The sequence below is a fragment of the Niastella vici genome (assembly GCF_002077945.1).
In the GTDB taxonomy this organism is placed as follows: Bacteria; Bacteroidota; Bacteroidia; order Chitinophagales; family Chitinophagaceae; genus Niastella; species Niastella vici.
The window spans coordinates 1-23872 of the sequence record NZ_LVYD01000064.1; the positions used below are offsets into that span (position 1 = coordinate 1).

The following is a 23872-nucleotide window of genomic DNA, read 5'->3' on the forward strand; positions in this document are numbered from 1 at the left end:
AACAATCCCCCAACTTTTTCACTTGATCCTTATTTGTCTGCTTTTGCGAACAGGTTCGTAACGCCGCCAAATAATAAAGCCCCGACTTTCGTCGGGGCCTTTGTGCCCAGGACAAGATTCGAACTTGCACGCCGTTTCCAGCACCACCACCTCAAAGTGGCTTGTCTACCAGTTTCAACACCTGGGCACTTGAATTGGGTCGCAAATTTAATTGATTTACCAATATGTTGAGCAAGAAATTTAAAAACTCATCAAATGGTTGCCAAAGCTCACAATCTATTTAAATACAATCCTGAAGGTTGTTCCCTTACCCGGTTCAGAGTTCTTTACAAACAACTGCCCTTTGTGGTACTGCTCAATTATGCGTTTGGAGAGGCTTAACCCCAGTCCCCAGCCGCGCTTTTTAGTGGTAAATCCGGGTTTGAACACCTTGCTGATATTCTGTTTGGCAATACCCTTGCCTGTGTCGGTGACATCAATATAGGTTTGCCCATCATGTTGCCAAATGTTGAGGGTGATGGTGCCCCTACCTTCCATGGCATCGAGGGCATTTTTAAGCAGATTTTCTATAACCCAGTCGAACAGGGGCGGGGAGATCATGGTGTAGATCTCGCTGATGTTGCGGGTATTCAGCACAAACTGCACTTTACCGGTTGCCCGTTTACGGATGTATTCTACCATGCTCGATACCTGGGCAACAATATTATGCTTTTCCAGATGCGGCGTGCTGCCAATTTTTCCAAACCGGTCGCTTACCAGCTTTAACCGGTTCACATCTTTTTCCATCTCATGCACGATCTTTTCGTCCGAATAACTTTCCTTCAACATTTCTACCCAACCCTGTAATGAAGTTAAGGGTGTGCCCAGCTGGTGCGCTGTTTCCTTTGCCATGCCTGCCCAAACCTGGTTTTGCGATGAGCGAAAACTGGTTGTGAGGGCCAGAATGGTAATAATAATGAACATGCTTACAACAAACAGCTGTACCAGGGGGTAATACCGCACCTGGTTTAACAACGAGGTATGACCGTAACTGTAATGGTTCTTTTCCGATGGGTTAAGCGGATCAACCCATTCAATAGTGGGGTTCTGCGACCTGAATTCATTTAATTTTTTTCGTACATATCCTGAATCGTTCGCCACGCTGGCCGAATCGAGATTGACGTGGTCGAGAATATTTCCCTTTTCGTCGGTAACTATAATGGGTACCGTCTTATTTTCAGTCATGATAATGCCTACCAGCTTATCACTCAGGCCAGTGGTATCGTGCAGCAGTAACTTGGTGGCTTCTACCCATTCCTCTACTTTTTGCCTTTCGTCGAGGGCAATTTTGCGGGCCAGGTATTGCGAATAAAAAATTGTTCCGCTTACAATTGCTATGGCAATCAGGGCTAATCCGGTTCTCCAGTTAAAAAGCGGTTGAATCATTCAACTAATTTATAAAAACCGTTCCTTTGCATCCTTTATTTAGCTGAATTATTTTTACATCAGCATGGCAACACCACGCGTATCTATAGTGATCCTGAACTGGAACGGACGTAATTACCTGCAACAGTTTTTACCGTCTGTGATGACTACTACCTATAATAATAAGGAAGTGGTGGTGGTAGATAATGCCTCTACTGACGATTCAGTTACCTGGCTGCAGCAAAACTGGCCAGCGGTACGTATTATTCAGAATAAGGCCAATTATGGATTTGCGCAGGGGTATAATGAGGGGTTGAAGCAAATTCAGGCTGATTATTACGTATTGCTGAATTCTGATGTGGAGGTAACGCCCAACTGGCTCGAGGCCATGGTGGCGCTGCTGGAAAGTGATAAAACCATTGGGGCCTGTCAGCCAAAGATCTTGCAGTACGGTCAAAAAGAATTGTTTGAATATGCCGGGGCGGCCGGTGGCTGGCTCGATTACCTGGGCTATCCCTTTGCCCGGGGCCGCATTTTTGATGTTTGTGAAAAGGATGAGGGGCAGTATGATTCGGCTGAACCTATTTTCTGGGCCAGCGGTGCGGCCATGTTTGTAAAGGCCAATCTGTACCATGCCCTGGGCGGACTGGATGAATACTTTTTTGCGCACCAGGAAGAGATCGATTTTTGCTGGCGGTTGCAACTGGCGGGTTACCAGGTGTTTGCCTGTCCGCAATCAGTTGTATATCATCTGGGAGGGGGCACACTGCCCAAGGGAAATGCGAAGAAGGTTTTCCTGAATTTCAGGAATAACCTGGTGATGATGGCCAAGAATTTACCCCGGTGGGAAGCAATATGGAAGATTAGTTACCGTTTCTTGCTCGATTATATTTCAGCCTTTAAGTCATTGCTGGCCGGACAGAAGACCTATTACCGGTCGGTGATGAAAGCACACGGCTCTTTTTTGAAATGGTTTTTCATGACGCGGAAGAAAGGACTTTTTCCGCCGAAGAAGAAAAATGAGCTGCATGGGTATTTGCATAAAAGCGTGGTGTGTAGCTATTTTATACAAGGCAAAAAGACTTTTACAGAAATTGTTGATAATAAAAGGTGAATTTTTAGTTTGAACTATTATTTTTGCACTGCAATCAAATGAGTTATGGCACAACTTGAAAAAGATCCCCGCGATAAAGACTTTAAACGTAGTTGGGTAAATTCATCCGTATTCCTGTTTTACCTGCAAGTATTTTGTATTATGGCATTCGTACTGGGTGGCTGCTACAGCCTGTATACTCAGCGTTATAAAGGAAAGCCTAAAGTGGAAGTTCCTTCTAATACTTTGTATACGCCGCAGTATAAATAAAGGATTTTCTGCAAGAAAAATTTTGTGAGTTAGAAACAATTCCTATCTTTGCACTCCCAATAACGAAAACAGCTAATCACAAGAGGGTCAGCTGGTTAGAAAGAAGGAAAACAAGTTCTTTTCAAAATAATTTAATCGCTTAGGTCTTAAAACTTTGGCGATTACATGCGGAAGTAGCTCAGTTGGTAGAGCGCAACCTTGCCAAGGTTGAGGTCGCGGGTTCGAGCCTCGTCTTCCGCTCATAAATTCCATCCGAAAGGTGGAATTTTTTGTTTCAATCAGGTCCTAAGGTATTGTGCCGGGATCAGGTATTTGGTGTAGATTTAAAATACAAAGTTTATCCTGTTCCGGTAGTTGTTAGGAACGAGATGGGTAAACGAAGAGATCAAAGATGGTCTACCCGGGTGGTGGAACTGGTAGACACGCAGGACTTAAAATCCTGTTGGCAGCAATGCTAGTGTGGGTTCAACTCCCATCCCGGGTACATAAAGGGAATTTTCCATTTTAAACTGGAAGTTCCCTTTTTCTTTTCCACTATATCTCTCTGTTAGAGAACTTGTTAGACCGATGAAAGAATTTGTTTTTGCGGTTAGACATTCATGCGTTTTTGCATTGTAGTACACGCCTTCAGGAAAAAGTGTCTTTTGTATTCTTCTTTTCATATCGAGATTGCTGGAAACCCATATTTCACTGATGTTTTCGAGCTTCTTCAACGAATGAAATAATAATTTTTCCAGGTTAGACACCCTCGGGATCGCTTCGTTCAATTCCTTGCTTACTTGGCGAATATGTTCGTTCAAATGGGCCATTGTCAGTTCGTATGTTTCCTTGTCGATCTCCTGCAAACCATGACGAATTTTCAGGTCTCTGATCTTTTTGTCCAATCGTTCCAGTTGCAATTTCAGGTCACTGTCATTTTGTGACTGGCTGTCATGAAAGCGGTTAAACAGCTTCGTGAGCTGCGTTTGTATGACGGGGATAACATCACGGGCAATGCTGTATTTCTTCAGCAAATCCACAAACAGGTCGTTAGCTCCCTTGCGTAATGCCTTCGGGGTTGTAAGCGCATTTACACTTACACCTCTGCAATTCCGACAACGATAGTAATGTAAATTCTTCTTCCGGTTAATGTAACCAATCATGTAATGTTTACATTCATCGCATTTAATCAACCGGGTCAAAGGGCGTTGCGCTTCTTCTTTATTATGCTGGTAGCCGGACGGATTATTTTCAAGCAGGTTTTGAACCTTTATAAAATCGTCATGACTTAGCAGGGCCGGCCAATTGCCCTGAACAGGCATGTCGACCAATTTGTTGATAATGATGCCGCAATAGAAAGGGTTACGCCATATTTTACTGATCTTCTGGGCGGTTAGATGCAATCCCCGGACGGCAAGTTTGGCCATGATCTGTGCATCGCTATAAACGCCCGATAATTTCCATTGCCATGCCTCGCGCAACAATTCACCGTCTTTGTTGATCTCGATGCGCTGGGTTTTGCTCAAGAACTTTTCATTGGTCACTTTAGGGCCATAATGGTCATAGCCCAGCGGGGTAATGCCGAGCCAGTTGCCGTTATTCAGAAATTTTTGCATAGCTGGCACAACCAGTTCGATCTTTTCCAGGTTCTCCTTATAGGCATGAAACAGGCTTTCATAGATTGCCGCTTTACCGCGCTCGGTTGTTGTCGTCAGGCCGCTGCATACTTCAATCAGGTGTACGCCTAAATCTTCCACAAGCATATTGACAAGTCCAATGGCGTTTCCCCCTGAGCGGGAGAAACGCGACATTTTATAAACAAGGATCGCATAAGGCTTTTTCCGGCTGGCCCTTACCTTGTCGATAAGGCGTTTAAATTCCTTACGCGTAAAATCCGTCTTGGCTGATTCATATGAACCCCCAAAAACATCGGTGATGGTTAAATTATTCTGTTTCGCATATAATTGATTTGCATCAATTTGGTTATTGAGGCTGTTATTGCTTTCCTGCTGCTTGGAACTGACACGCGTATATGACCACACAAGCAGACTGGACTGGTTTTCATTTTCCTTCTTTGAAATGAACTTCTGAAAGTAATTAAGGTTGTTTTTCATCTTCTTCTGAATAAGAGTTATATAAAAAGAGCGACAGCTCATATACGAAATCAATCAATTCCTCTTTTTGCTCTGGCGATAAAGCGCTTACCCATTCTTCGGAACTGATTTCTTCAAGTGTTAGTTTGGGCGATTGTGTGTTTTTTACCTTATCCTTTTTTGAATTACTCATGGCAAATAAAAGATTTTAAAATTAAGACTTATTTTATTGTGTCCAGTATTCTCTGCCGTGCTGCTGCTTGGCGGCGCATCAAGGCGGTGAACAGGATGCCATCATTCCACCAATATCTGTAATAGTCTTCACGCAATTTGTTAATGATGGTGAGAATATGCGGCGGCGCATCGCTGTAGGTGCAATCATGCTGCTCTAAAATTTCTTTTTCAGTAGCTTGAACCGCATCCCACATGGAGGCCCTGTGCCGTTCAAAGCTGTGTACCTGTCTTTCCTGCTTCAGGATCAGGTCCTGTAATCGTGTATCGTAGTTCATAATTTGATTTTGAAGTGTGTAATAATTATCGGCCCCGGTCATTTTGTTTTTTCCGGGTTTGCAATTGTTCGGCTATGTTCTGACGCTCAGCCAGTTTTTCCCGTTCCTTGTTGTGTCGTGCCTCCATCAGCGCGGCCAGCCGGCCATCGCTGCCCCATTCAGCAAAATAATCTTCGCGGGCTTGTGCGATTTTCTGCTGAACACTGGTCGGAGCGCTTTCATAGGCACCGTCATAGGGTGATAAGAGTTCCTGCTCCATTTTTCGGAACAATTGCCATTCATCATAAACACCGATGGCAAAGTCCTGCCGTTCGGCCTCTTGCTTTTTTAAGAGGTCGGTCATTGTTTTGATCGACATGAGAATGATTTTAGGATATCATAAGTGAATGCTTCATGCTCGCACCAGCACAAACGACAATGTGTTTGCCCGGCAACTCTATAGGGATGAGCCGGAATGCCTGCCGTACATTCCGGCGGCGCGTTACTTAATCGAAAAATATGTATCAGCTTATTGGAAGCACGACAGTACCGACCTGGACTATGTACATATGGAATTGACGTTATGCAGCCGTATCATGATGGATGCCTTTCCTCGTCATCTGCAACTAAAATGGCTGGCCCGGATTTTAGAAGTTAGCCCTCTGTGCCTTTACAACGATCCGAACCTGCCATTTTAATTACCGGCCCCGGTCTTTGCTCTTGTCTTTAGCCGAGGTAAGCGAGTCGGCAATACGCTGGCGTTTTTTTTCCTGCTCCATCAAGAATTCCTTTTCCTGACTTTGTACGTGCACCAGAAGATCATACTCATCCTTCTCCATCTGCTCCCATGTTTCGCGTTGTTTCGTTAGCAGGGCATCGACAACTTTGCGTGTCTTTTTATTCAGGACAGTATAATTGACCAGTATTTCATTCTGGCTTTTCTGCAACGCCAGCAACCGCCTTGCGCGTTCCTGTCGATAGTCGTTGGTTTCCTGGTTGTGCTGCTCTAACAGTTTTTCAAGCGTCATAACAAAATATTTTATTCAGGATTGGAAAAGAAGGCGTCTAACTCTTTCTGGTGGATAGCACGCATGGCCTGGATCTTTTGCCCGTCGATGCCCCACAGGGTTTCCCAGGCGGCGCGGTCACGGGCAATCTTATCCCGGATATTTTGCGGGGCGGTCGCTTCCGTATGCTGACCGAGCAATAACGCTTTATCTGCATTCAGTTGATCGAGGCTTTCCTTATAACCTGCTAGAAAAAGCTTGTAATCCTTTGCCAGATTTTTACTTAGGTGTTCCCATTTCATAAAAAAATATTTGCTGTGATGAAATTGATTAACGTCCGGCGGATTTGTCTTTCGATTTGTCCTTTTCGGCAGACTGATCATTATTTATCTCCTGTGCCAGTGCTTCACGCTCAAAGAACTTGGTTAACTCTTTCTGATGGTTGATCCGCATTTCCTTGAAACGCGTCCCATACATGCCATACTCTTTATCCCAATTTTGTTCATTCAGGTGCAGCATCTCTTTTAATACCGTTGGTAATTCGGCCTCGCTGCATTTTGCCGTTGACAGGACAGCCTGTTTACTGGCCTCTAATTGCTCTTTGCTTTTTTTAACGGCTTCAAGGTGATCGCCGTATTCTTTGGTTTGTTTGTCAACTATTTCTTTCCAAGTATTCATAAAAATGTTTTTAAGTTTTACGTTTAGCGTCCACGCTCTTTTGATTTTTGCATGTCGCGATTAAGGTGTTGTTTCAAGTCATTTGCGATTTGATCGCGTGTTTTTCTTTTTCTGCGGCTTCTTTGTCGTTCACGGATTGCATCAATGACCTGCACTTTATCCGGAAGGGTTAAGCCTTTCAAACGGTCGCGCACCTGCCGGGCTCTTGCACCGTAAATGTTTTTGACCAGTTCTTCTGAATGACCTTTACTGTCAACGATAATAAGGTCACGCCGCCCGGATTGTTTTGCAATCGTATATCCTGCTTTTGCTGCCGCGGCTACAAACCCTTTGCCGGTCGGCTGGTGCTGCCACCAGTCAGCAAGCAACAGACGCAAGGCAGGACGTTCGGCATTCGCCTCCGGGGTAAGCTGATGGCCGAATTCTATCTCCATCGCCCTACGGCAATGTTTCAATTCGCGGTTCGAATGCTTATTGCAAATGATCTTGCCTGTATCATGGCTATAGCGTTCCCATGCGACATGCATGTGCAAGCGGCCCTTTTTTTCGTGCATCACCATCACTCGCTTTTGACCAACAAAACCGCGTTGCTGTTCAATGATTTCTGCGGCACGAAACCATTGTTCTCTCGTCATCATCCGGGCTTCACCGGGCTTCGGATTTATAACGACGTGATAAAGTCCCTTCGTTGTGCGGCCTGACAGTTCAACGCTCAGGCTCATTTCAATCAGGGATTTTTTTAAGCTGTCCGGCTGACAAGTACCCCGGATGTCAAAGACCTGGACGAATTGGTTATCACCTTTTGTCAAAAGGTAGGTCGCAAGCTGCGCGCCGTTCCCGCGTATGCTACCCCTGAGCACCATCCGTCAACAAAGTGATCAGGTGATTTGAAAGCGCTTTTACACTAGACAATGCACTTTCAATAATTCGATCCGGTACATGATGACCATTGCCAACAATGCGTTCTCTGTGCAGTTCATGCGCTATTTGGTTTACGTTGGAACCAACTTTGCCTAACTGAGCTAGCGTGCGGATAAACAATTCACGATCCGGTTTGGCTTTTGGCATGACCGGTTTTGAACGAGTAATGGTGACACGTACAAAATCACTTAGGCTCAACCCATGTTCTTTGGCCATTTCTGCCATTTGCTTTTTTTCATCCGCTGTGAGACGAATATGCAGCCTTTTTGTGTGGTGCCATGGTTGGCTATGCTTTCCTTTCATACGCTATGTTGTTTTTATTTCCGTGCGGGAGGGCCTGGGAGGTCGCAACACCTCCCGGCAAAGGCTGGGGTTGGGGAAACATTTGTGCACCCAGCCCACATCCTTTGCGCGGAAAAGGAAGCGAAGCTGCCCCGCCATTTTTCTCTTTACTGATTTGTTCTTTTCTGAATTGCTGCGCTGCGATTGCAGCGCCGTTCTAATTGTTAATTTCCGGTTTGTAATATGGGTTAGGATCACAATCCAATCCCATTTTGTAATAAGGCATTTTCGGAATTAGTGCTGGTGCAAGCTGGTCAATCACTGTGTATATAGTCTTCCCTGATTCCCGGCGCAGCTCATCCGGCGTAACAAGGGGCCGTGGGGATGCGCCGGTAATGTTTCCTTTGTCATCATAACTCGGCATCGATGTTGTACCAAAGAGATGTGAAATATAATCGGCGCTAAAATTATCAGAGATATTGAAGAAATGACGCACAGAACAATTTGCGATAAAATTCTCCCAGTTATCGCCATGAATTTTTTTGATCTGAATAAGACTTTGAAATATTAACCAGACATGTATACCTAAACCTGCATACGCACCTAACGCCATATCTATTTCGCTATGGTAACCAAACGCATAAGCCTCATCAATCAGAAAGCAAACATCCTTTTGCGGATTGCGCACAACGGAACGCATCAACGAGGTAACAACGAGCCGCAGCCATGCGTTGTGAGTTTTCAGACGATCAAACGGAATGCACAGGTAAACCGTTACATTGCCTGATGCCAGATCAGCAGAGGTAAAGCCGTCCGTTCCTTTCATTGAATCACGCAGAGCCGGTGACTTGATGAAGTCCGTACATTTTTGAGCTGATGACATCACCGAGCCATATTCGCGTTCGGACGTTTTCATCAGGCTGGCAATTTCATTCGCACCTGCTTTTACAATGTCGCCAACATGCGGATCATCGTTCAGCATCATATCGGCTAACAACAACGCCCAATCTTTTTGATCCAAGCGCAGCCATTGCCAAAGCGTTCCTAAGTGCCGGTCTTCGACAGGTGCAGCCGTCACCAGGTGCAACAAAAGCGTTGAAATAAAAGCGCGCGCTCTGTCCTGAAAATGGTCGTCTTCTTTTCCACCGCCCGCCGGTACGATTGACTCGGCCATCATCTGAACATCATCGGCTAAGTGAAGCGGGTCGCTTTTTAAAATATCCAGCGGATTATAACCGACACTTGCAAGCGACAATAAATTCCACGGGTTTAAAATAAAAACCTTTCGCCCGGCCTTGCGTTGCACATTGGCAGAAATTGCAGCCAGTTCGCCTTTCGGGTCGATCACCACGAACGACATATTTTCAAACAGTCCCGGCATCAGGAGATTTTGGAGCAATAAATTGACCCCCTTACCTGCTCTAGTACCCGCAGTTGTGAGCAAATGACCGGCTTTTCTGTAGAATGTATCGAAGCCGATATAAAAGCCTTCTGGTTTACGGTATGGCGCTAACTCTTTCTCATTGGCAATACGAGCACTTCCGTAACGCTGCTTTTCGGAAATGTATTTATAAATACCGCCTCGCCACCGGCTGAACCATAACCATACAATCAGTGTAAAAAGAATATTCACGCCGATAAAAATCGGGATGGCAGAAGGATTGTAATTAACGGCATCACCGCCAATCCAAATGATAACGCGCATCATAATCTGCACGGTCAGATAGATAAAGAACCATATCAGAATTGCACCGATAATCATCCCGGTTCTTACAATGGGCGGCAATTTAGAAAGCCGCGGCAACTCATTGTTAGGCTCCATGAAAATTCGGAACGCCCTTTTAAAAAATATCAGAGACCCCAATAACGTTACCGGACTTAAAATCAATCCGACGAAAATAAGAAGCGCTTTCGTTTTTCCTTCAGGGTTTCCTTTGACGCTGAATAACTCTTTGAGTTCAGCTTGCGAAATATCGAACAAGCCTTTTGATGTATGCTGTTGCATAATTGAAATATTTTTAACAATGAATGTTTTTAGTATTCAAAAGGGTTGGATTAAAATATTTGGGCGCCCAAAGGTTGAAAATACCGGGTGGTGATCAGGCACCCGGTTTATTGTGGAGAATACTACTTCTTCTTAATCGGTGTGCCGATGGTGTGTTGCTTCCAGCTTTTTCCTGGTTCTCTGTAATACTGACCATCGGTGTAAATGGTGTTACCCGATTTATCCGAATAAGTATTGTTTCCATTGTTGGAATAACCGGCGTTATTTAACGCTCGTTCTAAATGCGGATCAGTTGATTTTGTACTCATTCTTTTTAATTTAAAATTCAAAAATCTGTTTGCTGTTGTTCTGGCCAGAACATGCCGGATGCTTTATGATGGTGATCCGGCGTTACCATTTCGGTGGTGGGCATTACGCCAGTTATTTCGTTTGGCCGATTGTGTGTTTAGTTTAAAATTTCTTTTCAGAGCAAGGCGCGGCCAATGCCTGCCTGAATGCAAAGCCGCTTTATTCAATATGTGATTAGAATGATTTGTAAGCGTAAGAGAAAAGAAGCCGCTATTTATGAAATAGCAGGCTTATAATCGTTGTACAGGGAAAGATCATCCACCCACCAGAACCCGTTTAATAAAATAAAACGAAATTTATATATCACGAAATTCACTTCGATTTCTCCACTACCGTTGGAATGTCCTTTAGGTTTCACGTAATTTTCAGGCCTCAATCCAATCTTAACAATCGCTTCCACGAAATCTGAATTGACCTCTGTTAGCTCAAGGATTGCGTAAACAGCCACTTCACGATGAAATAGAAAAACCTCCTGACACTTCTTTTTATGCCGCGGCTCTAAGGTTAAGTTTTTAAAATTCGGTGAGAGCATATTGTATACATCTTCAACATACTCTGGCCGCATGTTGGCATAAAAATCATTAACGGTGGAATTGATTTCTTTATAGTGTTTGCTCTGCTTGTTAATACGGTTCATAATTTCTGTTTTTAATAATTATATCAATGGTTTAGTTTCAGACAAAAACCTCCTTCACCTTGCTAAAAGCAAAGTTTTAAGATGATAAATCACTAAGAGGATTGGTTTTTTGATAAGGCTTGACAGATAAACCTATTCCTGTTATATGTCAAACATTGATAGGAGAGGATTTATGACACGTCTTAATTCTGACAAACCTCTGACTGCTGACACATGGCATGAATATTACAAGGGCGAGTACGAAGACGATTTTCCTCGACTACTCGGCAATATGGATGCCAATGAACAGATTGGGCTTGCGCTCAAGGAAATCGTTGAAACGACGCCTCGAAAAAAACTTAAAGAGAAGCTTCTGCTTTTTATCCAACAACGATTCGAACTTGTTGAAGACTTTGATGACAAATGGATAGAACAACCTGAGAAATTCAACTTGCCACGTATAGGTATACCGTAATATTAGATTTCTTATCAACCTTATTGCCTTCATCGTCCTCAAAACAAAGGTAGAAGCAAGATTTGAAAAATAACGCTATAAAGCGATAATTATCATCACATTATGGAATAATTATTGTCACAAAAAACAGATCTATCTCTATACCCAAAATCACATTTTCACAAAATGTTGCTATCTTTTGTGAAAATGTGATTGTCAATTATCATAACCAAAACCAATGACTGACTCAATAACTTTTGAAGGTCAAGAATCAATAGATTTTATAGAAATCGTGACGTTTATACTTCTTCGAAGTATGGGAGTTGAGAAACTTGAAAATAAAAATCAACGTAAAACTTTTTATAAAAATGCTGCCAAACTTATAGGTGGGGCACCAGGAACGGCCCAAAATAAGTTTTCCAAAAAAAAGATTACCCTTAAGCCTAACGATTTTAAGAATTTTTATAACCAGGCTACGGTCTTTTTTAAAAAAGAAATTCCAGATGAAGAATTTCAAATAAAACGTGATTTATTTAACCAATGGATTGTTGGAATAAATAAATCGCATAAATCAAAATTACCTCATGAATCGATCAATATAAGTAATGATGAAGGACAATCCCCTTTTACTTATACTAATTTAGAAAAAGACATTCATTTTATATTAGCTGAATTAAACAGTTTCTACGACAAGTTTCCTAAAACTAGGGAATATTTTATGGAATCGTGGGCATTCGCAAAATGGCGCAATGCTTTAAATGATAGATTAAATTTAGAAGAAGTATTTAACAATCATTTCCCAGAAGATTTATTACAAGATCGTTATTTAGGTTCTGAAACTTCTTCCGGATTACAAAATTATTTAGAATACCAAAATCATCTTTTTTTGCAAAATAATTGGTTTGAAATTTTTACAAGGGAAAATGAAAAGATAGCATCAAGAAAAATAAATATTGGTACACATACCCATCTCCGCAATTATTATGAATCAGGGTTAAATGGTTCTTATTTTGATGAAGAGATTGAAATCGGCAAAAGGCGTTCGAGTGGAGATTTTTACTATGACTTGCGTTCAAGGTTGCTTATTTTTTATAAAAAATTAAATAAATACCATCCCTATAATCTTAAGAAACACAATCCTGCCATAGAAGAAAGCATTATGGGTTTTGTGTTTATAATCCCTCATGTTATTTCTGATTTTTATAAGGGATATATGATATCTGTTTCACATAGTTCAGAAATTAAATGCACTCTCGCAGTATGTAAGGAAATAGAGAATAAAGAGAATAGGTCCTTTAATTACTCTGAGCATAACTTTGATACTTATGACATTTCTTTTAAAATAAAATCATTTTTAAAAGAAACAGAGAATGATTATCCCAAAGGCTTAATGCCTGAGGATGCAATTATAGCTATTATTAAACTTCTAGGTCTGGCAGGTAAGAAAACCTCCGATCTGAAGCTAAAATTTAAGCGCTAATGTCTTGGACTATAGTCTTTACGCAGCCTTTCTAATTTAATCGAAACATGCTCAAAACTCTGTTAGGGAAGATGTCTGACTGTTCAGGACATGCGAATAATTAACTTTTGAATTTTAAAATTAACTACTTTATTAACTCGATTGTCACTTCTGTTACTACGGCAAGCCGCTTCATTGCAGCCAAGATATAGCGGCCATTGTACACCTGAATCACAGCAGGTTTTTCATGTGCATATCGGTTGAAAAGGATATCCAGCCTGTAGCCCTTTAATGTTACTTTTTGCGACGTAAAGCGAAGGATCACGATACTATGATCTGCCTTTAGCAACAGTTCTACTGATAACAAGAAAGCATAATAAAAAATCATCTTGCGGCCATCCTGCATGTGCAGGGTCAAGCATTGGGCTGGGTTTGACCCGCTTTTATGAGGCCGCCCTATACGGTTCCATGCCTGTACGTCTTTACTGTTCTCTCTAAATTGGTTCTGGTGCATAGCGTCTGGTCAGCCTTTGCGATTGTTCGGTTTGTGGTGTTTTGATCTTGGTGTGATGCGCCTGTGATTTATCCATCCGTATTAATTGGTCGGCAATAGATTGACTGGCTTCATTCGCGCCCATCAGTTCAAGCGCCGACTGCCGGTCGCCCATCTCCGACACGTGTTCCAGCAAAGCAGCTTTGTCGTCGGTGTAGATATGAACATTATCCCTTGCCCGTGATACCGACACATAGAATTGTTTCAGATTGGATGCGGCGAAGGTGCTAGCGGGCTGTGCAATTAACACAATATCCGTTGTACGTCCCTGTGCCGCATGGGACGTGGTTGTATAGTCGTGGCTGATATGGCCGAATCCGGTGCCAATGCGGTATTCAATGCCGCTGGCCGGGTTTACCAGTACAAGTGTGTCATCATCATCAACCGATGTGACTTTCAGGCTTTGTCCATTATTCAGTCGCTTGCCGCTGCGATCAAAGCTGCCACGAGTAATGGTGATCGCGTCACCGATTGCCAACGGGATGACAGTTTTCCGGTAAACGGTGAACTGGTAGGCCTTGTCCAATGGCAAGGGCAAAGTGCTGGCATCAGGCCCGGTAATGGTAACGCTGTCGCCTGATACCTCATTGACCTCCCATATAGCGCCACGGGCAATGCCTTTCAGGTTCTGGTTGAACTGTACGGCCAGACCTGGCTGGTACATACGGGTATCAGCCTTTTCAGCCTCGGTGTAGTTCAGGTTAATATACCGGGTGACGCTTATATCCTCCGGCCCGATGCGGCCAGCTTCGCGCAGGGTCTTTCTCAGTTCAGCGGTAACGGCCTCACCCTGCTGGTGGGTCGGTGACACCACAAGGGCGGTTTTGCCATTGTTAATGGCCGACATATAATCGCTTACCAGTAGCGCATTCAGGCTGGCCGTATCGATCTCGGTGATGGCGTTAAACGCTTCCAGCCGTTCAAACGCCGATTGCACATTACCCGATGCAATATCTTCTACGGCCTTTCGGTAGCACTCTTGACGCTGACGATAGATAAAATTGATCTCTGCCCTTTTGATGCCGGCAACGGTGTTCAGGATGCGAAGCGCATCGCCTCTCACGACTGCGCTGTGCTGACGGGTGTCCCCAAAAATTACCAGCCGCGCGTTTTTATCCGTAACCAGTTGCAACACCTCAGCCATTTCCCTTACGCCCAGCAATCCGCCCTCATCCATAATCAATGCCCCATCCTGCAGAGTGTTTTGCATCTCCGGGTCAATCAGCAACCGGGCAACGGTATCGGCAGCGGAAAAACCTTCTTCACGCATGACACCACGTGAGGCGTTGGCGGTTGGGGCAACCAATACAGGCGCCACCCCGGCACCATGAATATGCCTGACCAGCTCTTTCATCAGGGTGGTTTTGCCGGTCCCGGCGCCGCCTTGTACGTTAGATACCCTGTCCGTCGTGGTAAGGACATGGGTTATGGCTGTCGCGTGTTCCCCGATAGCGGTCAATTCCGGTACAGTGCTGTACAAAGGAACGCATTGGCCTTTCCCCGCGATGGCAAGTTCGACCATGCGCCGTTCTTCGGCTAGTACCTCATGCGTAGTACACATAAGTTTCAAGCCATCCTGTATACGGATAATCCGTTTATCCTGCTGAAAAGCGTTGGTAATGGCATCAATGGATATGCCGATACCCAAACCATGCCTGTAAGCTGCGGCAAGAATACGTCTTTCATGGGCCACCGATGCGCGTTCCAAACATTGCGAAAGTGCATGGTCAACACATTGTTGCGGCGTAACAGTGATGGCGGGTTGTTTTGTTCCGCCGGTTGAATCCCTTTCACTCAAATTCAATTCTGCGATTTGCCGGTGCCAGCCCTGTTTCAGTTCAACCAGTGAAATATCTTTTTTCTTTTTGGCGCGTGTCTGCGCGCCGAGTTGGTCAAGCTCGGCGGCATCGGTGATATTGTTTTCCTTCGCAATCCGGTTGACCTCCTGATTTCGTTTAGAAAATAGGTTAATGACTGGTTGCGCTATGCCTTCAATTTCAAACGCCGTCGCGGTTCTGCGGATGCTGTAACCCAATGCCATGAGTTTATCGGCCAGCCGCTTGTGGTAGCGTGCCTGATAATAGGGCATGTCGCGTTTAATGTCCTTGAACTGGACGGCTTTAAAAATTTGTTCGGCTTCATCCCATGTCGCGTTGAAGGTGGTACAATGACAATGCAAATGTGGGTCGGGGTTTGTGTCATCTACCGGCCTTGCCGTTAAGTGCACAAAATCAGAATAAAGTAATTCACCGGTAAGACGGTTTTCATCCCGTTTGTTTTTTCGGACACGGGTTTGCGCGTCGGCCTCCATATCCCGCATGGTTTCCTGTACGCTGGCCTGAAACGCTGCAAGGATGCGTTCATCGCCATAAATCAAATACGCAAGCGTAACTGATTTGGGGCAATGATAGTTTATATCATAGTAAACCGTTCGGTTTTCAGTGGTGCGCTGTGTCAGCGGCTGGCCGGTGACAGGGTTTAAATTCCAGCACAACGAATGAAACACGTCCTTTGTCGCCGGGCCAGCTATACCCAACCGCTCGGCAACCTTGCCCCTGAACTGTCCGGGGCTTTCCTGCTCGTTGATATAATAACCGGCCTGTAAAAACGCCTCGTTGAAATAATCCTCCGCATGGGCTGCGGATTTGATCTGGATCATGCGAATCATAATTTTTTTTCTTATCCGGAAGTTACAAACAGAAAGGCAACGCCCCTTTCGAGGCGTTGCAGGATGACCTAATTATTAGGATGGCTTTTTACCGGGGGGCTTTTGCTTTACGTACAATGAAAGAACAGCATCATCTTCCGTAATTTGTTCGCAAGAACGCGCAGCATCCGCATAGACGCTGATCGGGTATTTACCTGCGAAGTGCAAATCACGTTCTACTCCGCCCCAACGGGTTTTAACGCTGGAGATTTCCTCGAGCGAAACATAACCAAGCTCGGGGAATCCCATGCCGAGATCGCACAGGCCAAATGCAAGGCTAGGCTCATCAGGATCAAGTTCGGTAATCAGCCATGTATGGGCTGTACCGGGCATGAATAATTTGATGACAGGATAATGGTCTTTGCCTCTATTTTGGCCGTTTTTGATAAGCTGGTCGAATTGAGGCTTCGTATAAAGTTTCATTAGTATTCCTTTCTTGTGGGTGTTGGATACAAGGCGGGATCAACCGAAAGGTCAGGGACTGTTCGGCAAAGCATTTATACGAAGGCTATTTATTGATCAGAGAAAATGGTGCGGCATTTAACGGTTTTGCTGCAAAAAGATGGGAACCGGTTTGCGCTCTCTTAATCTTATCCTATCACCCGTAAAAAACTGGACATTAAAAAAGCACCCGGTCAGGAGTGCTTTCCGAAATTAAAATCGGTATTAGCTATTATCCAGGTGACGCGTTCCGATTTTGCCACCACGCGTTCAGCGTTTCATGTGGCGAGGGATACATGCTATTCATAGGTCGGTGAATTAAATTCACTTCACGCCTGAATATTTCCGTCAACGCCTGTTTGGCGTTTTGACCGTCTGGCGTATTCGGCATGTAGGTAAAGGCGACGCGGTAACCATATTTGTAGAAATAACCATTGCATTGAGGCAAGCAAGAATAGTCATTCAGGATAAGCGCATCGCTTTTCAGTACCGAAACCTTTTGATGTTCCAAAAGCGAAAAGTAGTCCCATCTATCCTTGAACACATGAATATAGGGTTGGCCAGTTATTTCCCCTCGAATGAAAGATACCCAAGGCTGGCTTTCCAGATATTCACGGAAATATTTATTTTCTACCAGATAGCCGTCATCATCATTGGGAAAACTGAACGCAATGAAGTGCGATTTTTTCTCCCGGTCATAGATATTCACTTCCTGCATATACTTCTGGGCCAGCTTTAGCGAAATTCCTTTCGCTTCAACTTCTCCAATAAGCGCAGGATCTTCGATCTTTTTCGTGTTGCTAATCGAATAGCGCGGCTGGCTTTGGGTTGGCTCGGTTGATACGGTGATTGAATAGGCCGATACTTTACCCATCGTACTTTCAATAAAGGCCAGTGCGTCTGATACGGTGTGCGGCCTACTATTGTGTTCAAGGTGCGCCATTGCAAAGTCAATGATCGTTCCCCCTTTTTTAAGCCGATAGTCATACCAGACATTGTCTTTGAGGTTCACATGCAAGTTTGGTTTCTTGCCTTTCTTCTTTTCGGGATAGTGGTAATACGCATCCTTTTGTGTTTTCCTTCCGGGTTTAAAACCCAGCTTGTCCAAAATTTCAAAAAGTGATATGGTTTTCGCCTGTTCAGCATTCATTGTATCCTCACGATGGAATAATGTTTCAAAGGGCAGAGGGGAAAGAAAGTTCTGATACAACTTTCTTTCCCTTTATGTTTTAGGCTTTAGTCGTCGCTCCCTGTATTCTTCAAGAACCGATTGCCAATAATAGACGCGGCCGTTTTCCTCCTTTTGTGGTTTGAAGTCATACCGCTTGGTACTGTCATAGACTGCAAGTGTACCAACTGCATGCTTGACAAAAGAGGCGGCATGTTTGCGGTATATTTTTTTATCCCCTGTAATGGGTAATTGCATTGAAACTCCTTATTGTGATGTGGTATTGGCGCTTTTGGATTTTCAAAAGCGCACGGCATAAAACAGCGTTTTTGTGAAAAGTCAATAAACGGCACATTGATTTAAAGGTTTTTCTAGCGTTTATTTCAGATCAGTTACAATTGTATGTGCCAACCATCAGATAAAACTGCACGGCAAGGCCGAACCTTTAAATGATAAGACGCTTTTCAATCCCGTGCATTGGCTATGGCATGTTGCCCGCCTTTTTTCATTTCGTTAGGGGTTTACTATGGCTACTGTGCAGGAAATCGAACACGTATTGAAATTGGCTGCAAAGGTTGTGGCGCTATATGGCGAAACTTACTTGCCAACGTTTCAACGTGTATATCGGGAATTGCAAATGGCTAAGAACAATCAAGATCAAAAAACACTTGCTTTGGAAATTGCGATGCAGTATGGTGAATGAAGCAATGGTTGTTATCACACATGTTGTCACACAAAAATGGTGCATGTAGGATGTAGCTATTGCGCAATTTCAACCAGATAGATTCACTCATTTTGGTTGAAACGCGCCCTTCGCCCGCTCCAATTTATATCTCCCCGGTATATCAAAAGCGAAGCAAACCTTTAAATCGCAAGCGTAATTCTCATTATGCCTGCCAATGTGGTTAGTGTCCGGCCCGTTTCAATCCTGAATCTGTCACCCAGAGAGGAATGCAAGGGTCATGTCACATGTGCTGTGCCGCAATGGTAACTACTATTTCAATCGCAGAGTCCCAAGAGAATTTAAAGAATACGATCCCCGAACCAATATTCGGGTATCTCTTAATACCGACAGCAAGAAAATTGCTATCCGTTTAGCCAATGAAAAGAACAACCAGCTTGAGGCTTATTGGGCCTCCCTGCTTAAAACCGGGGAAAAGTATACCGAATCAAAATACAAGGCTCTGATTGATCGAGCCCAAACATTGGGATTTACCTATTATTATAACCAGTTTTTAGCAGAGCTTCCCTTTAATGAAATTTCAGCTCGGTATCTGTTTCTTGAAAAGCAGAATTTTAATGAAAAACAGGTTGAAGCGGTTCTGGGTGCCGAAGAAAAGCCTGTTATCCAGCTTAAAGATGCTCTGCGTTTATTTTGGGATTTGTCGAAAGACAAAATCATTGACAAATCTGAATATCAGATCAGAAAGTGGGAAAATCCACGGGAAAGAGCCTTCAACAATTTCCTCCTGTGCGTTGGCAATAAACCAATAGTTGAAATTACCAGAAATGATGTTGTAAACTTTAGAAACTGGTGGATTGAACGATTAAATAGTGGCGAATATGTTTCTAATACTGCCAATAAAGAACTCGTCAACGTAAAGACGATCATTACAACAGTCGCAGATCATTACAATCTTGGCCTTGATGATACACGTATATTTAAGAAAATACAGATCAAGCGGGATGATGCAGGTAAGCGCCCTGCATTTACGACCGCTTTTCTTCTTGAAACTTTCCTAAAGCCCGAAAATCTTGCAGGGTTGAACGAACAAGCAAGGAACGCTTTGTATGCGTTTTCTGAAACGGGCGCAGGTATTTCCGAGCTTGTTAGCCTGTTACCCGAAGATATACGGCTGCAAGCTGAAATCCCGCATATTGTAATCGTATCACGAAAAGGCAGCTCGCAAAAAACTAAATATCGTAGACGTGAAATCCCGCTTGTCGGATATGCGCTCGATGCTTTTGAGGCATGTCCTAATGGGTTTACTCACTATGCGGGTAATCCTGATAACCTTACTGCTGTTTTGAACAAATACTTGGGCGAAAATAACCTATTCCCCAGTGAAGAACATACCGTTTATTCCCTGCGGCACAGTTTTCAGGATAGGTTGTTAGCTATAAAGGCACTCGATAGGGAGCAAGCTGATTTAATGGGCCACAAGTTTGAACGTCCAGATTATGGTGTAGGAGTTACACTCGGACAAAAATTGGAATGTTTAAAAAAAATCCAGTTAAAACCCCTTTAAATGCTTTTATTTAAATAAAAAATTTGTTATATATTAGACTATTAAACTTGGCCGTTAGATAACGTTTATGCCTGATTTGACAACCCCTACGTTTACCGATCTGCCAGACCCTAAACCTACGGGCTCTGCGACAGCGCATCATGTCACTTACGGTAAGTTAATGATACCACAACAACAAATTCTGACATATTCATCCGACGAATGGGAGCGTTTTATTGAAGAGTGGGCGGATAGTCAAAAATCATCTTATAAAAGGGTCGCACGATTTTCTGGCCCTGATGATATGGGCATCGACGTTGCTGGTTTCACTGACGAAAAAGAGATTTATGGCGTCTGGGATAACTTTCAATGCAAACACTATAAAGACCCGTTAGGCCCGTCGAAAGCAGCATTAGAAGTAGGAAAAATTCTGTATCATAGTTATCAAGATCATTTTGCAATTCCAAGAAAATCTTATTTCATAGCCCCTAAAGATTGTAGTATTGCTTTGAAGAAGTTGTTGGGTGATCCTATACAACTTAAAAAGTATGTATTTAATAACTGGGACAATATATGCGCAGAAAAAATTACTTCCACTGCTAAAGTAGAGTTGGTTGACGATTTTAAGGACTACGCTGAGAAATTTGACTATTCAATTTTTACATCCAAGTCTACTCTTGAGATAATCGGAGAACATCGAAAAACGGCTTGGTTTGCCGTGCGTTTTGGAGGTGGTCTTCCCGAACGCCCAAAAGTAATACCTCCTCCTGATGAAGTTCAAATATCTGAAAGTCGATATGTTGAGCAGCTATTTGAGGCTTACAGCGATCATAAGAAGGCTTCCTTGAAGCAAGCCAGCGACTTGAGTGCTTGGCAAGAATTGACTGATCACTATAACAGGCAAAGAGAATTATTCTTTAATGCTGAGGCATTACGAAATTTTGCACGTGATAAGGTACCACCTGGAACATTTGATGAACTACAAAATGAGATATTCCATGGCGTGATAGACATTGAAGCCGGTTTTCATGCGGACGCATTGATAAGACTAAATGCTGTTACATTTGCCGCTGCTAATCTACCTTTGACATCAAACCCGTTGATTAGCGCGGTGACAATCCAAGATAAAAAAGGTGTTTGTCACCAGCTTGCTAATGTAAATCGCTTAATTTGGAAAAAGCCATGAATTCACAAACTATAACTTTCAATAGTCCATTGGAATCTGGCCTTCGCTTGGTTGGATTACTTACAAAAGCGTACCCTATCACCTATGACATACAAAGGCTTGTTATTTTGGATTACTTTGTTGTTCATACTGGTGATTTGGGAGGGCCTGAAAGCTTACATGCAGCGTTGCCAATGAGATCAAAAGAGTTGCTTGTCAGAAGGAAACTTATTGAGAGTGGATTGCTGCTTATGATGAGCAGAAATCTAATTGAGCGAATTGTATCCCCCGAAGGCATTTCGTATGCAGCAGGTGAAATGTCTGAGACTTTTCTAAACGCTTTAACAAGTCCATACTTGCAGAGATTGCTTGAAAGGGCTCAATGGGTTGTAGACAATTTTGGGATTATGAATGACGAATTGTTAAAAAGTACAACACGCAAATTTTTCGATGATTGGGTTGAAGAATTTCATACCATTCAACAAAGTTTAGGTGTTCAATGAATGAGAATGCTATCATAATAAGGTCGCTTTGCTTTACTGGAAATAATAAACCAGATGCCCTACTAAATTTCGATAGGGGGTTAAACATCTTATATGGCGCTTCTGAGACAGGAAAATCATTTGTATTGGAAGCTATAGATTATATGTTTGGCGCTTCCACCGAATTGCGTGATATACCAGAAAGAAATGGTTATGATAGGGTTTTTTTAGGCTTCGAAACACTCCAAGGTGAACAATTTACTTTAATGCGTTCAACTCAAGGTGGAAACTTTTTGCTTTTTACCGGACTTCATCAGAATCTACCCAACGATCAGCAAGGCGTCACCCTCGGAGCACGGCATAGTCCGAATAACGAGAACAATGTTTCAGGGTTTTTATTACAAAAATTAGGGTTGCAAGGAAAGCAGCTAAAAAGAAACGCAAAGGGTGAAACAAGGGCACTTAGTTTTAGAGATTTAGCTCATTTGTGCATAATTGATGAAACTGATATTCAAAAGAAAGGCTCGCCAATTGAAACCGGACAACATCTTTCAAAAACACTGGAATTTTCACTTTTTAAGCTATTACTAACAGGAGTAGATGATAGTTCATATGTTGCAATACTTGAAGAACAGGTTTCAGTTAAACCTCCTGATCCCAAAATTGAACTAATTGATGAACTAATAGTTTCAATCACCGGAAAATTATCACGCGAAGGAAACATTGAGGCAGATTTAAGGGCGCAATTAGCAAGGTTAGAGACAACTATTGCTGATAGACAAAATACCCTTCGCGAAAGTGAAAGGACTTACAGTACTCTCTTAAATTCATCATTGGATTTAAGAAAACGTATTCAAGAGGGTGAAAGCCGCCGATCTGAAATCAGCGAATTAATAGCAAGATTCAGACTTCTTGATGAGCATTATAAATCTGATCTTGAACGATTAGCGGCTATTAAGGAAGCGGGGTCATTACTTTCCGCTTTACCTCCAACTAGTTGCCCATTATGCGGAGCTTTACCAGATCACCAACATCCAGAAGAAGATGTTGATATGAACACTGACAATATTATTCAGGCTACCACTGCAGAAAGTTTAAAAATACAAATGTTACAAAAAGAGTTGCAGGACACTATAACCGAGCTAAGCAGAGAGGGTGAGAATTTTGATAGAATTATTCCAACCTTGCAACGCCAAGAAAATGAAATTGCACAAAGGCTAAATACCTTCAATAGAAACTTGCTTTCGGATCGAGACGATTTTGCCGCTTTACTAGAAAAGAAATTAGAAATTCGTTCGTCGATATCTATATTTGACCAAATAAATGAATTAAATCAACGAAAGGATGCTTTGTCCATTTCGGTTGGAACAAGTGCAGTACAACCTATTGAAACTACTCCTTCTCAAGTCATAGAACTTTCAACCTCAATTTTGGATGATTTTGCTATTCTGATCGAAAAAATTCTTAAAGACTGGAATTTTCCTGATGCTGAAAGAGTGCAATTTGATTCTACTTCAAGAGACTTGATAATTTCTGGCAAAAAGCGTGGCAGTCGAGGAAAAGGTATGAGATCAATTACTCATGCTGCGTTTTTGATAGGAGTTCTTGAATTTTGTAAGAATAAAAATTATTCTCATCCCGGCTTTCTGGTTTTAGACTCTCCGCTTCTTGCGTATCGTGAACCAGAAAATGACGAAGACGATCTATCAGGCACAGATGTCCAAGAGAAGTTTTACGAATATTTATCAGCTTGGACTGATAGGCAGATTATAATCATCGAAAATATTACTCCACCAGATACAATTCTGCAATCATCCGCAAAAACGACGATGTTCAGTAAAAATGATCGGCAGGGGCGATACGGATTCTTCCCACAAGACACTAAATAATTTTTGTACATGCAGTCCTAATTCTTCTTGTTAGACTTATGTTAGACTTTAACAAAAAAGCGACTATGAATTTTGTTCATAATCGCTTGATTTTCTTCGTGGTGTGGGGCGGGATCGAACCGCCGACACGTTGACACTGATT

27 protein-coding genes, 3 tRNA genes and 1 pseudogene are annotated in these 23872 nt (G+C 43.0%); 12 read left to right on the plus strand and 19 right to left on the minus strand.

The window, feature by feature from the left end; translation table 11 throughout:
- Positions 1–103 precede the first annotated feature (103 nt).
- Positions 104–187: transfer RNA gene (locus A3860_RS28745), tRNA-Leu, on the minus strand.
- A gap of 89 nt (positions 188–276) precedes the next feature.
- Positions 277–1425, minus strand: a complete 1149-nt coding sequence (locus A3860_RS28750) for a sensor histidine kinase (protein ID WP_081153236.1) — start codon at positions 1423–1425, stop codon at positions 277–279.
- Positions 1426–1489: 64 nt separating this feature from the next.
- Here A3860_RS28750 and A3860_RS28755 point away from each other — a divergent pair, with 64 nt between their 5' ends.
- The 4 genes from A3860_RS28755 to A3860_RS28770 all read left to right on the plus strand — a co-directional run bounded on the left by A3860_RS28755 (position 1490) and on the right by A3860_RS28770 (position 3251).
- Complete coding sequence (locus A3860_RS28755) at positions 1490–2518, plus strand: glycosyltransferase family 2 protein (protein ID WP_081153238.1); 1029 nt, start codon at positions 1490–1492, stop codon at positions 2516–2518.
- A gap of 45 nt (positions 2519–2563) precedes the next feature.
- Positions 2564–2767 (plus strand): hypothetical protein, encoded by a 204-nt coding sequence (locus A3860_RS28760; protein WP_081153241.1) that lies wholly within the window; start codon positions 2564–2566, stop codon positions 2765–2767.
- A gap of 167 nt (positions 2768–2934) precedes the next feature.
- Positions 2935–3007, plus strand: a tRNA-Gly gene (locus A3860_RS28765).
- Between the two features lie 158 nt (positions 3008–3165).
- Positions 3166–3251, plus strand: a tRNA-Leu gene (locus A3860_RS28770).
- 799 nt (positions 3252–4050) lie between these two features.
- Here the strand turns inward: A3860_RS28770 and A3860_RS42350 are convergent.
- From A3860_RS42350 to A3860_RS28795, 4 genes and pseudogenes are all read right to left on the minus strand, one after another.
- A pseudogene (locus tag A3860_RS42350) lies at positions 4051–4902 on the minus strand (recombinase family protein); the annotation flags it as partial.
- A complete protein-coding gene (locus A3860_RS28785) occupies positions 4844–5032 on the minus strand; it encodes a hypothetical protein (protein ID WP_081153247.1) in 189 nt (62 codons plus the stop codon). The pseudogene A3860_RS42350 and the gene A3860_RS28785, both read right to left, overlap by 59 nt.
- A gap of 28 nt (positions 5033–5060) precedes the next feature.
- On the minus strand, positions 5061–5348 hold the full coding sequence (locus A3860_RS28790) for a hypothetical protein (RefSeq protein WP_143774309.1): 288 nt from the start codon (positions 5346–5348) through the stop codon (positions 5061–5063).
- A 25-nt stretch (positions 5349–5373) separates the two neighbouring features.
- Positions 5374–5706, minus strand: a complete 333-nt coding sequence (locus A3860_RS28795) for a hypothetical protein (protein WP_081153253.1) — start codon at positions 5704–5706, stop codon at positions 5374–5376.
- A 28-nt stretch (positions 5707–5734) separates the two neighbouring features.
- On the opposite strand from A3860_RS28795, the gene A3860_RS28800 reads away from it, so the two are divergent.
- Positions 5735–6025, plus strand: coding sequence for a hypothetical protein (locus A3860_RS28800; protein WP_143774310.1), 291 nt, complete (start codon positions 5735–5737; stop codon positions 6023–6025).
- Here A3860_RS28800 and A3860_RS28805 read toward each other — a convergent pair whose 3' ends face one another.
- The 8 genes from A3860_RS28805 to A3860_RS28840 form a co-directional block, all read right to left on the minus strand.
- Complete coding sequence (locus tag A3860_RS28805) at positions 6026–6355, minus strand: hypothetical protein (RefSeq protein WP_081153258.1); 330 nt, start codon at positions 6353–6355, stop codon at positions 6026–6028. It abuts the gene before it with no gap.
- A gap of 11 nt (positions 6356–6366) precedes the next feature.
- Positions 6367–6636 (minus strand): hypothetical protein, encoded by a 270-nt coding sequence (locus tag A3860_RS28810; protein WP_081153261.1) that lies wholly within the window; start codon positions 6634–6636, stop codon positions 6367–6369.
- 28 nt (positions 6637–6664) lie between these two features.
- Positions 6665–7012 (minus strand): hypothetical protein, encoded by a 348-nt coding sequence (locus A3860_RS28815; protein WP_081153264.1) that lies wholly within the window; start codon positions 7010–7012, stop codon positions 6665–6667.
- A 23-nt stretch (positions 7013–7035) separates the two neighbouring features.
- The gene (locus A3860_RS28820; RefSeq protein ID WP_245843653.1) at positions 7036–7821 is read right to left on the minus strand and encodes a relaxase/mobilization nuclease domain-containing protein; all 786 of its coding nucleotides are present in this window, start codon (positions 7819–7821) and stop codon (positions 7036–7038) included.
- A gap of 37 nt (positions 7822–7858) precedes the next feature.
- A complete protein-coding gene (locus A3860_RS28825; protein WP_081153269.1) occupies positions 7859–8236 on the minus strand; it encodes a plasmid mobilization protein in 378 nt (125 codons plus the stop codon).
- Between the two features lie 196 nt (positions 8237–8432).
- Positions 8433–10220 carry a type IV secretory system conjugative DNA transfer family protein gene (locus A3860_RS28830; protein WP_081153272.1) on the minus strand — a complete coding sequence of 596 codons (1788 nt, stop codon included), beginning with the start codon at positions 10218–10220 and terminating at the stop codon, positions 8433–8435.
- Between the two features lie 122 nt (positions 10221–10342).
- Complete coding sequence (locus A3860_RS28835) at positions 10343–10528, minus strand: hypothetical protein (RefSeq protein ID WP_081153275.1); 186 nt, start codon at positions 10526–10528, stop codon at positions 10343–10345.
- Between the two features lie 254 nt (positions 10529–10782).
- Entirely contained in the window at positions 10783–11205 is a 423-nt protein-coding gene (locus tag A3860_RS28840) for a hypothetical protein (RefSeq protein WP_081153278.1), read from the minus strand.
- A 145-nt stretch (positions 11206–11350) separates the two neighbouring features.
- Between A3860_RS28840 and A3860_RS28845 the strand changes: the two genes are divergently transcribed.
- On the plus strand, positions 11351–11659 hold the full coding sequence (locus A3860_RS28845) for a hypothetical protein (protein WP_081153281.1): 309 nt from the start codon (positions 11351–11353) through the stop codon (positions 11657–11659).
- A 217-nt stretch (positions 11660–11876) separates the two neighbouring features.
- On the plus strand, positions 11877–13118 hold the full coding sequence (locus A3860_RS28850) for a hypothetical protein (protein WP_143774311.1): 1242 nt from the start codon (positions 11877–11879) through the stop codon (positions 13116–13118).
- Between the two features lie 124 nt (positions 13119–13242).
- Here A3860_RS28850 and A3860_RS28855 read toward each other — a convergent pair whose 3' ends face one another.
- The 5 genes from A3860_RS28855 to A3860_RS28875 all read right to left on the minus strand — a co-directional run bounded on the left by A3860_RS28855 (position 13243) and on the right by A3860_RS28875 (position 18224).
- Positions 13243–13611 (minus strand): hypothetical protein, encoded by a 369-nt coding sequence (locus tag A3860_RS28855; RefSeq protein ID WP_143774312.1) that lies wholly within the window; start codon positions 13609–13611, stop codon positions 13243–13245.
- A complete protein-coding gene (mobF, locus tag A3860_RS28860; RefSeq protein ID WP_245843654.1) occupies positions 13592–16309 on the minus strand; it encodes a MobF family relaxase in 2718 nt (905 codons plus the stop codon). Before mobF ends, A3860_RS28855 begins: the two co-directional genes overlap by 20 nt.
- 84 nt (positions 16310–16393) lie before the next feature.
- Positions 16394–16780, minus strand: coding sequence for a DUF2958 domain-containing protein (locus A3860_RS28865; protein WP_081153292.1), 387 nt, complete (start codon positions 16778–16780; stop codon positions 16394–16396).
- A gap of 250 nt (positions 16781–17030) precedes the next feature.
- Positions 17031–18008 (minus strand): hypothetical protein, encoded by a 978-nt coding sequence (locus A3860_RS28870; RefSeq protein WP_216823527.1) that lies wholly within the window; start codon positions 18006–18008, stop codon positions 17031–17033.
- A 12-nt stretch (positions 18009–18020) separates the two neighbouring features.
- Positions 18021–18224, minus strand: a complete 204-nt coding sequence (locus A3860_RS28875) for a hypothetical protein (RefSeq protein ID WP_081153297.1) — start codon at positions 18222–18224, stop codon at positions 18021–18023.
- A 268-nt stretch (positions 18225–18492) separates the two neighbouring features.
- On the opposite strand from A3860_RS28875, the gene A3860_RS41275 reads away from it, so the two are divergent.
- The 5 genes from A3860_RS41275 (at position 18493) to A3860_RS28895 (ending at position 23730) form a co-directional block, all read left to right on the plus strand.
- On the plus strand, positions 18493–18669 hold the full coding sequence (locus A3860_RS41275) for a hypothetical protein (RefSeq protein WP_158085392.1): 177 nt from the start codon (positions 18493–18495) through the stop codon (positions 18667–18669).
- A gap of 259 nt (positions 18670–18928) precedes the next feature.
- Positions 18929–20215, plus strand: coding sequence for a DUF6538 domain-containing protein (locus tag A3860_RS28880; protein WP_081153300.1), 1287 nt, complete (start codon positions 18929–18931; stop codon positions 20213–20215).
- Between the two features lie 67 nt (positions 20216–20282).
- The gene (locus A3860_RS28885) at positions 20283–21380 is read left to right on the plus strand and encodes an ABC-three component system protein (protein WP_081153304.1); all 1098 of its coding nucleotides are present in this window, start codon (positions 20283–20285) and stop codon (positions 21378–21380) included.
- A complete protein-coding gene (locus A3860_RS28890) occupies positions 21365–21862 on the plus strand; it encodes an ABC-three component system middle component 2 (protein WP_216823528.1) in 498 nt (165 codons plus the stop codon). Before A3860_RS28885 ends, A3860_RS28890 begins: the two co-directional genes overlap by 16 nt.
- Positions 21859–23730, plus strand: coding sequence for a hypothetical protein (locus A3860_RS28895; RefSeq protein WP_081153309.1), 1872 nt, complete (start codon positions 21859–21861; stop codon positions 23728–23730). The genes A3860_RS28890 and A3860_RS28895 overlap by 4 nt, the downstream gene beginning before the upstream one ends.
- Positions 23731–23872: the final 142 nt, after the last annotated feature.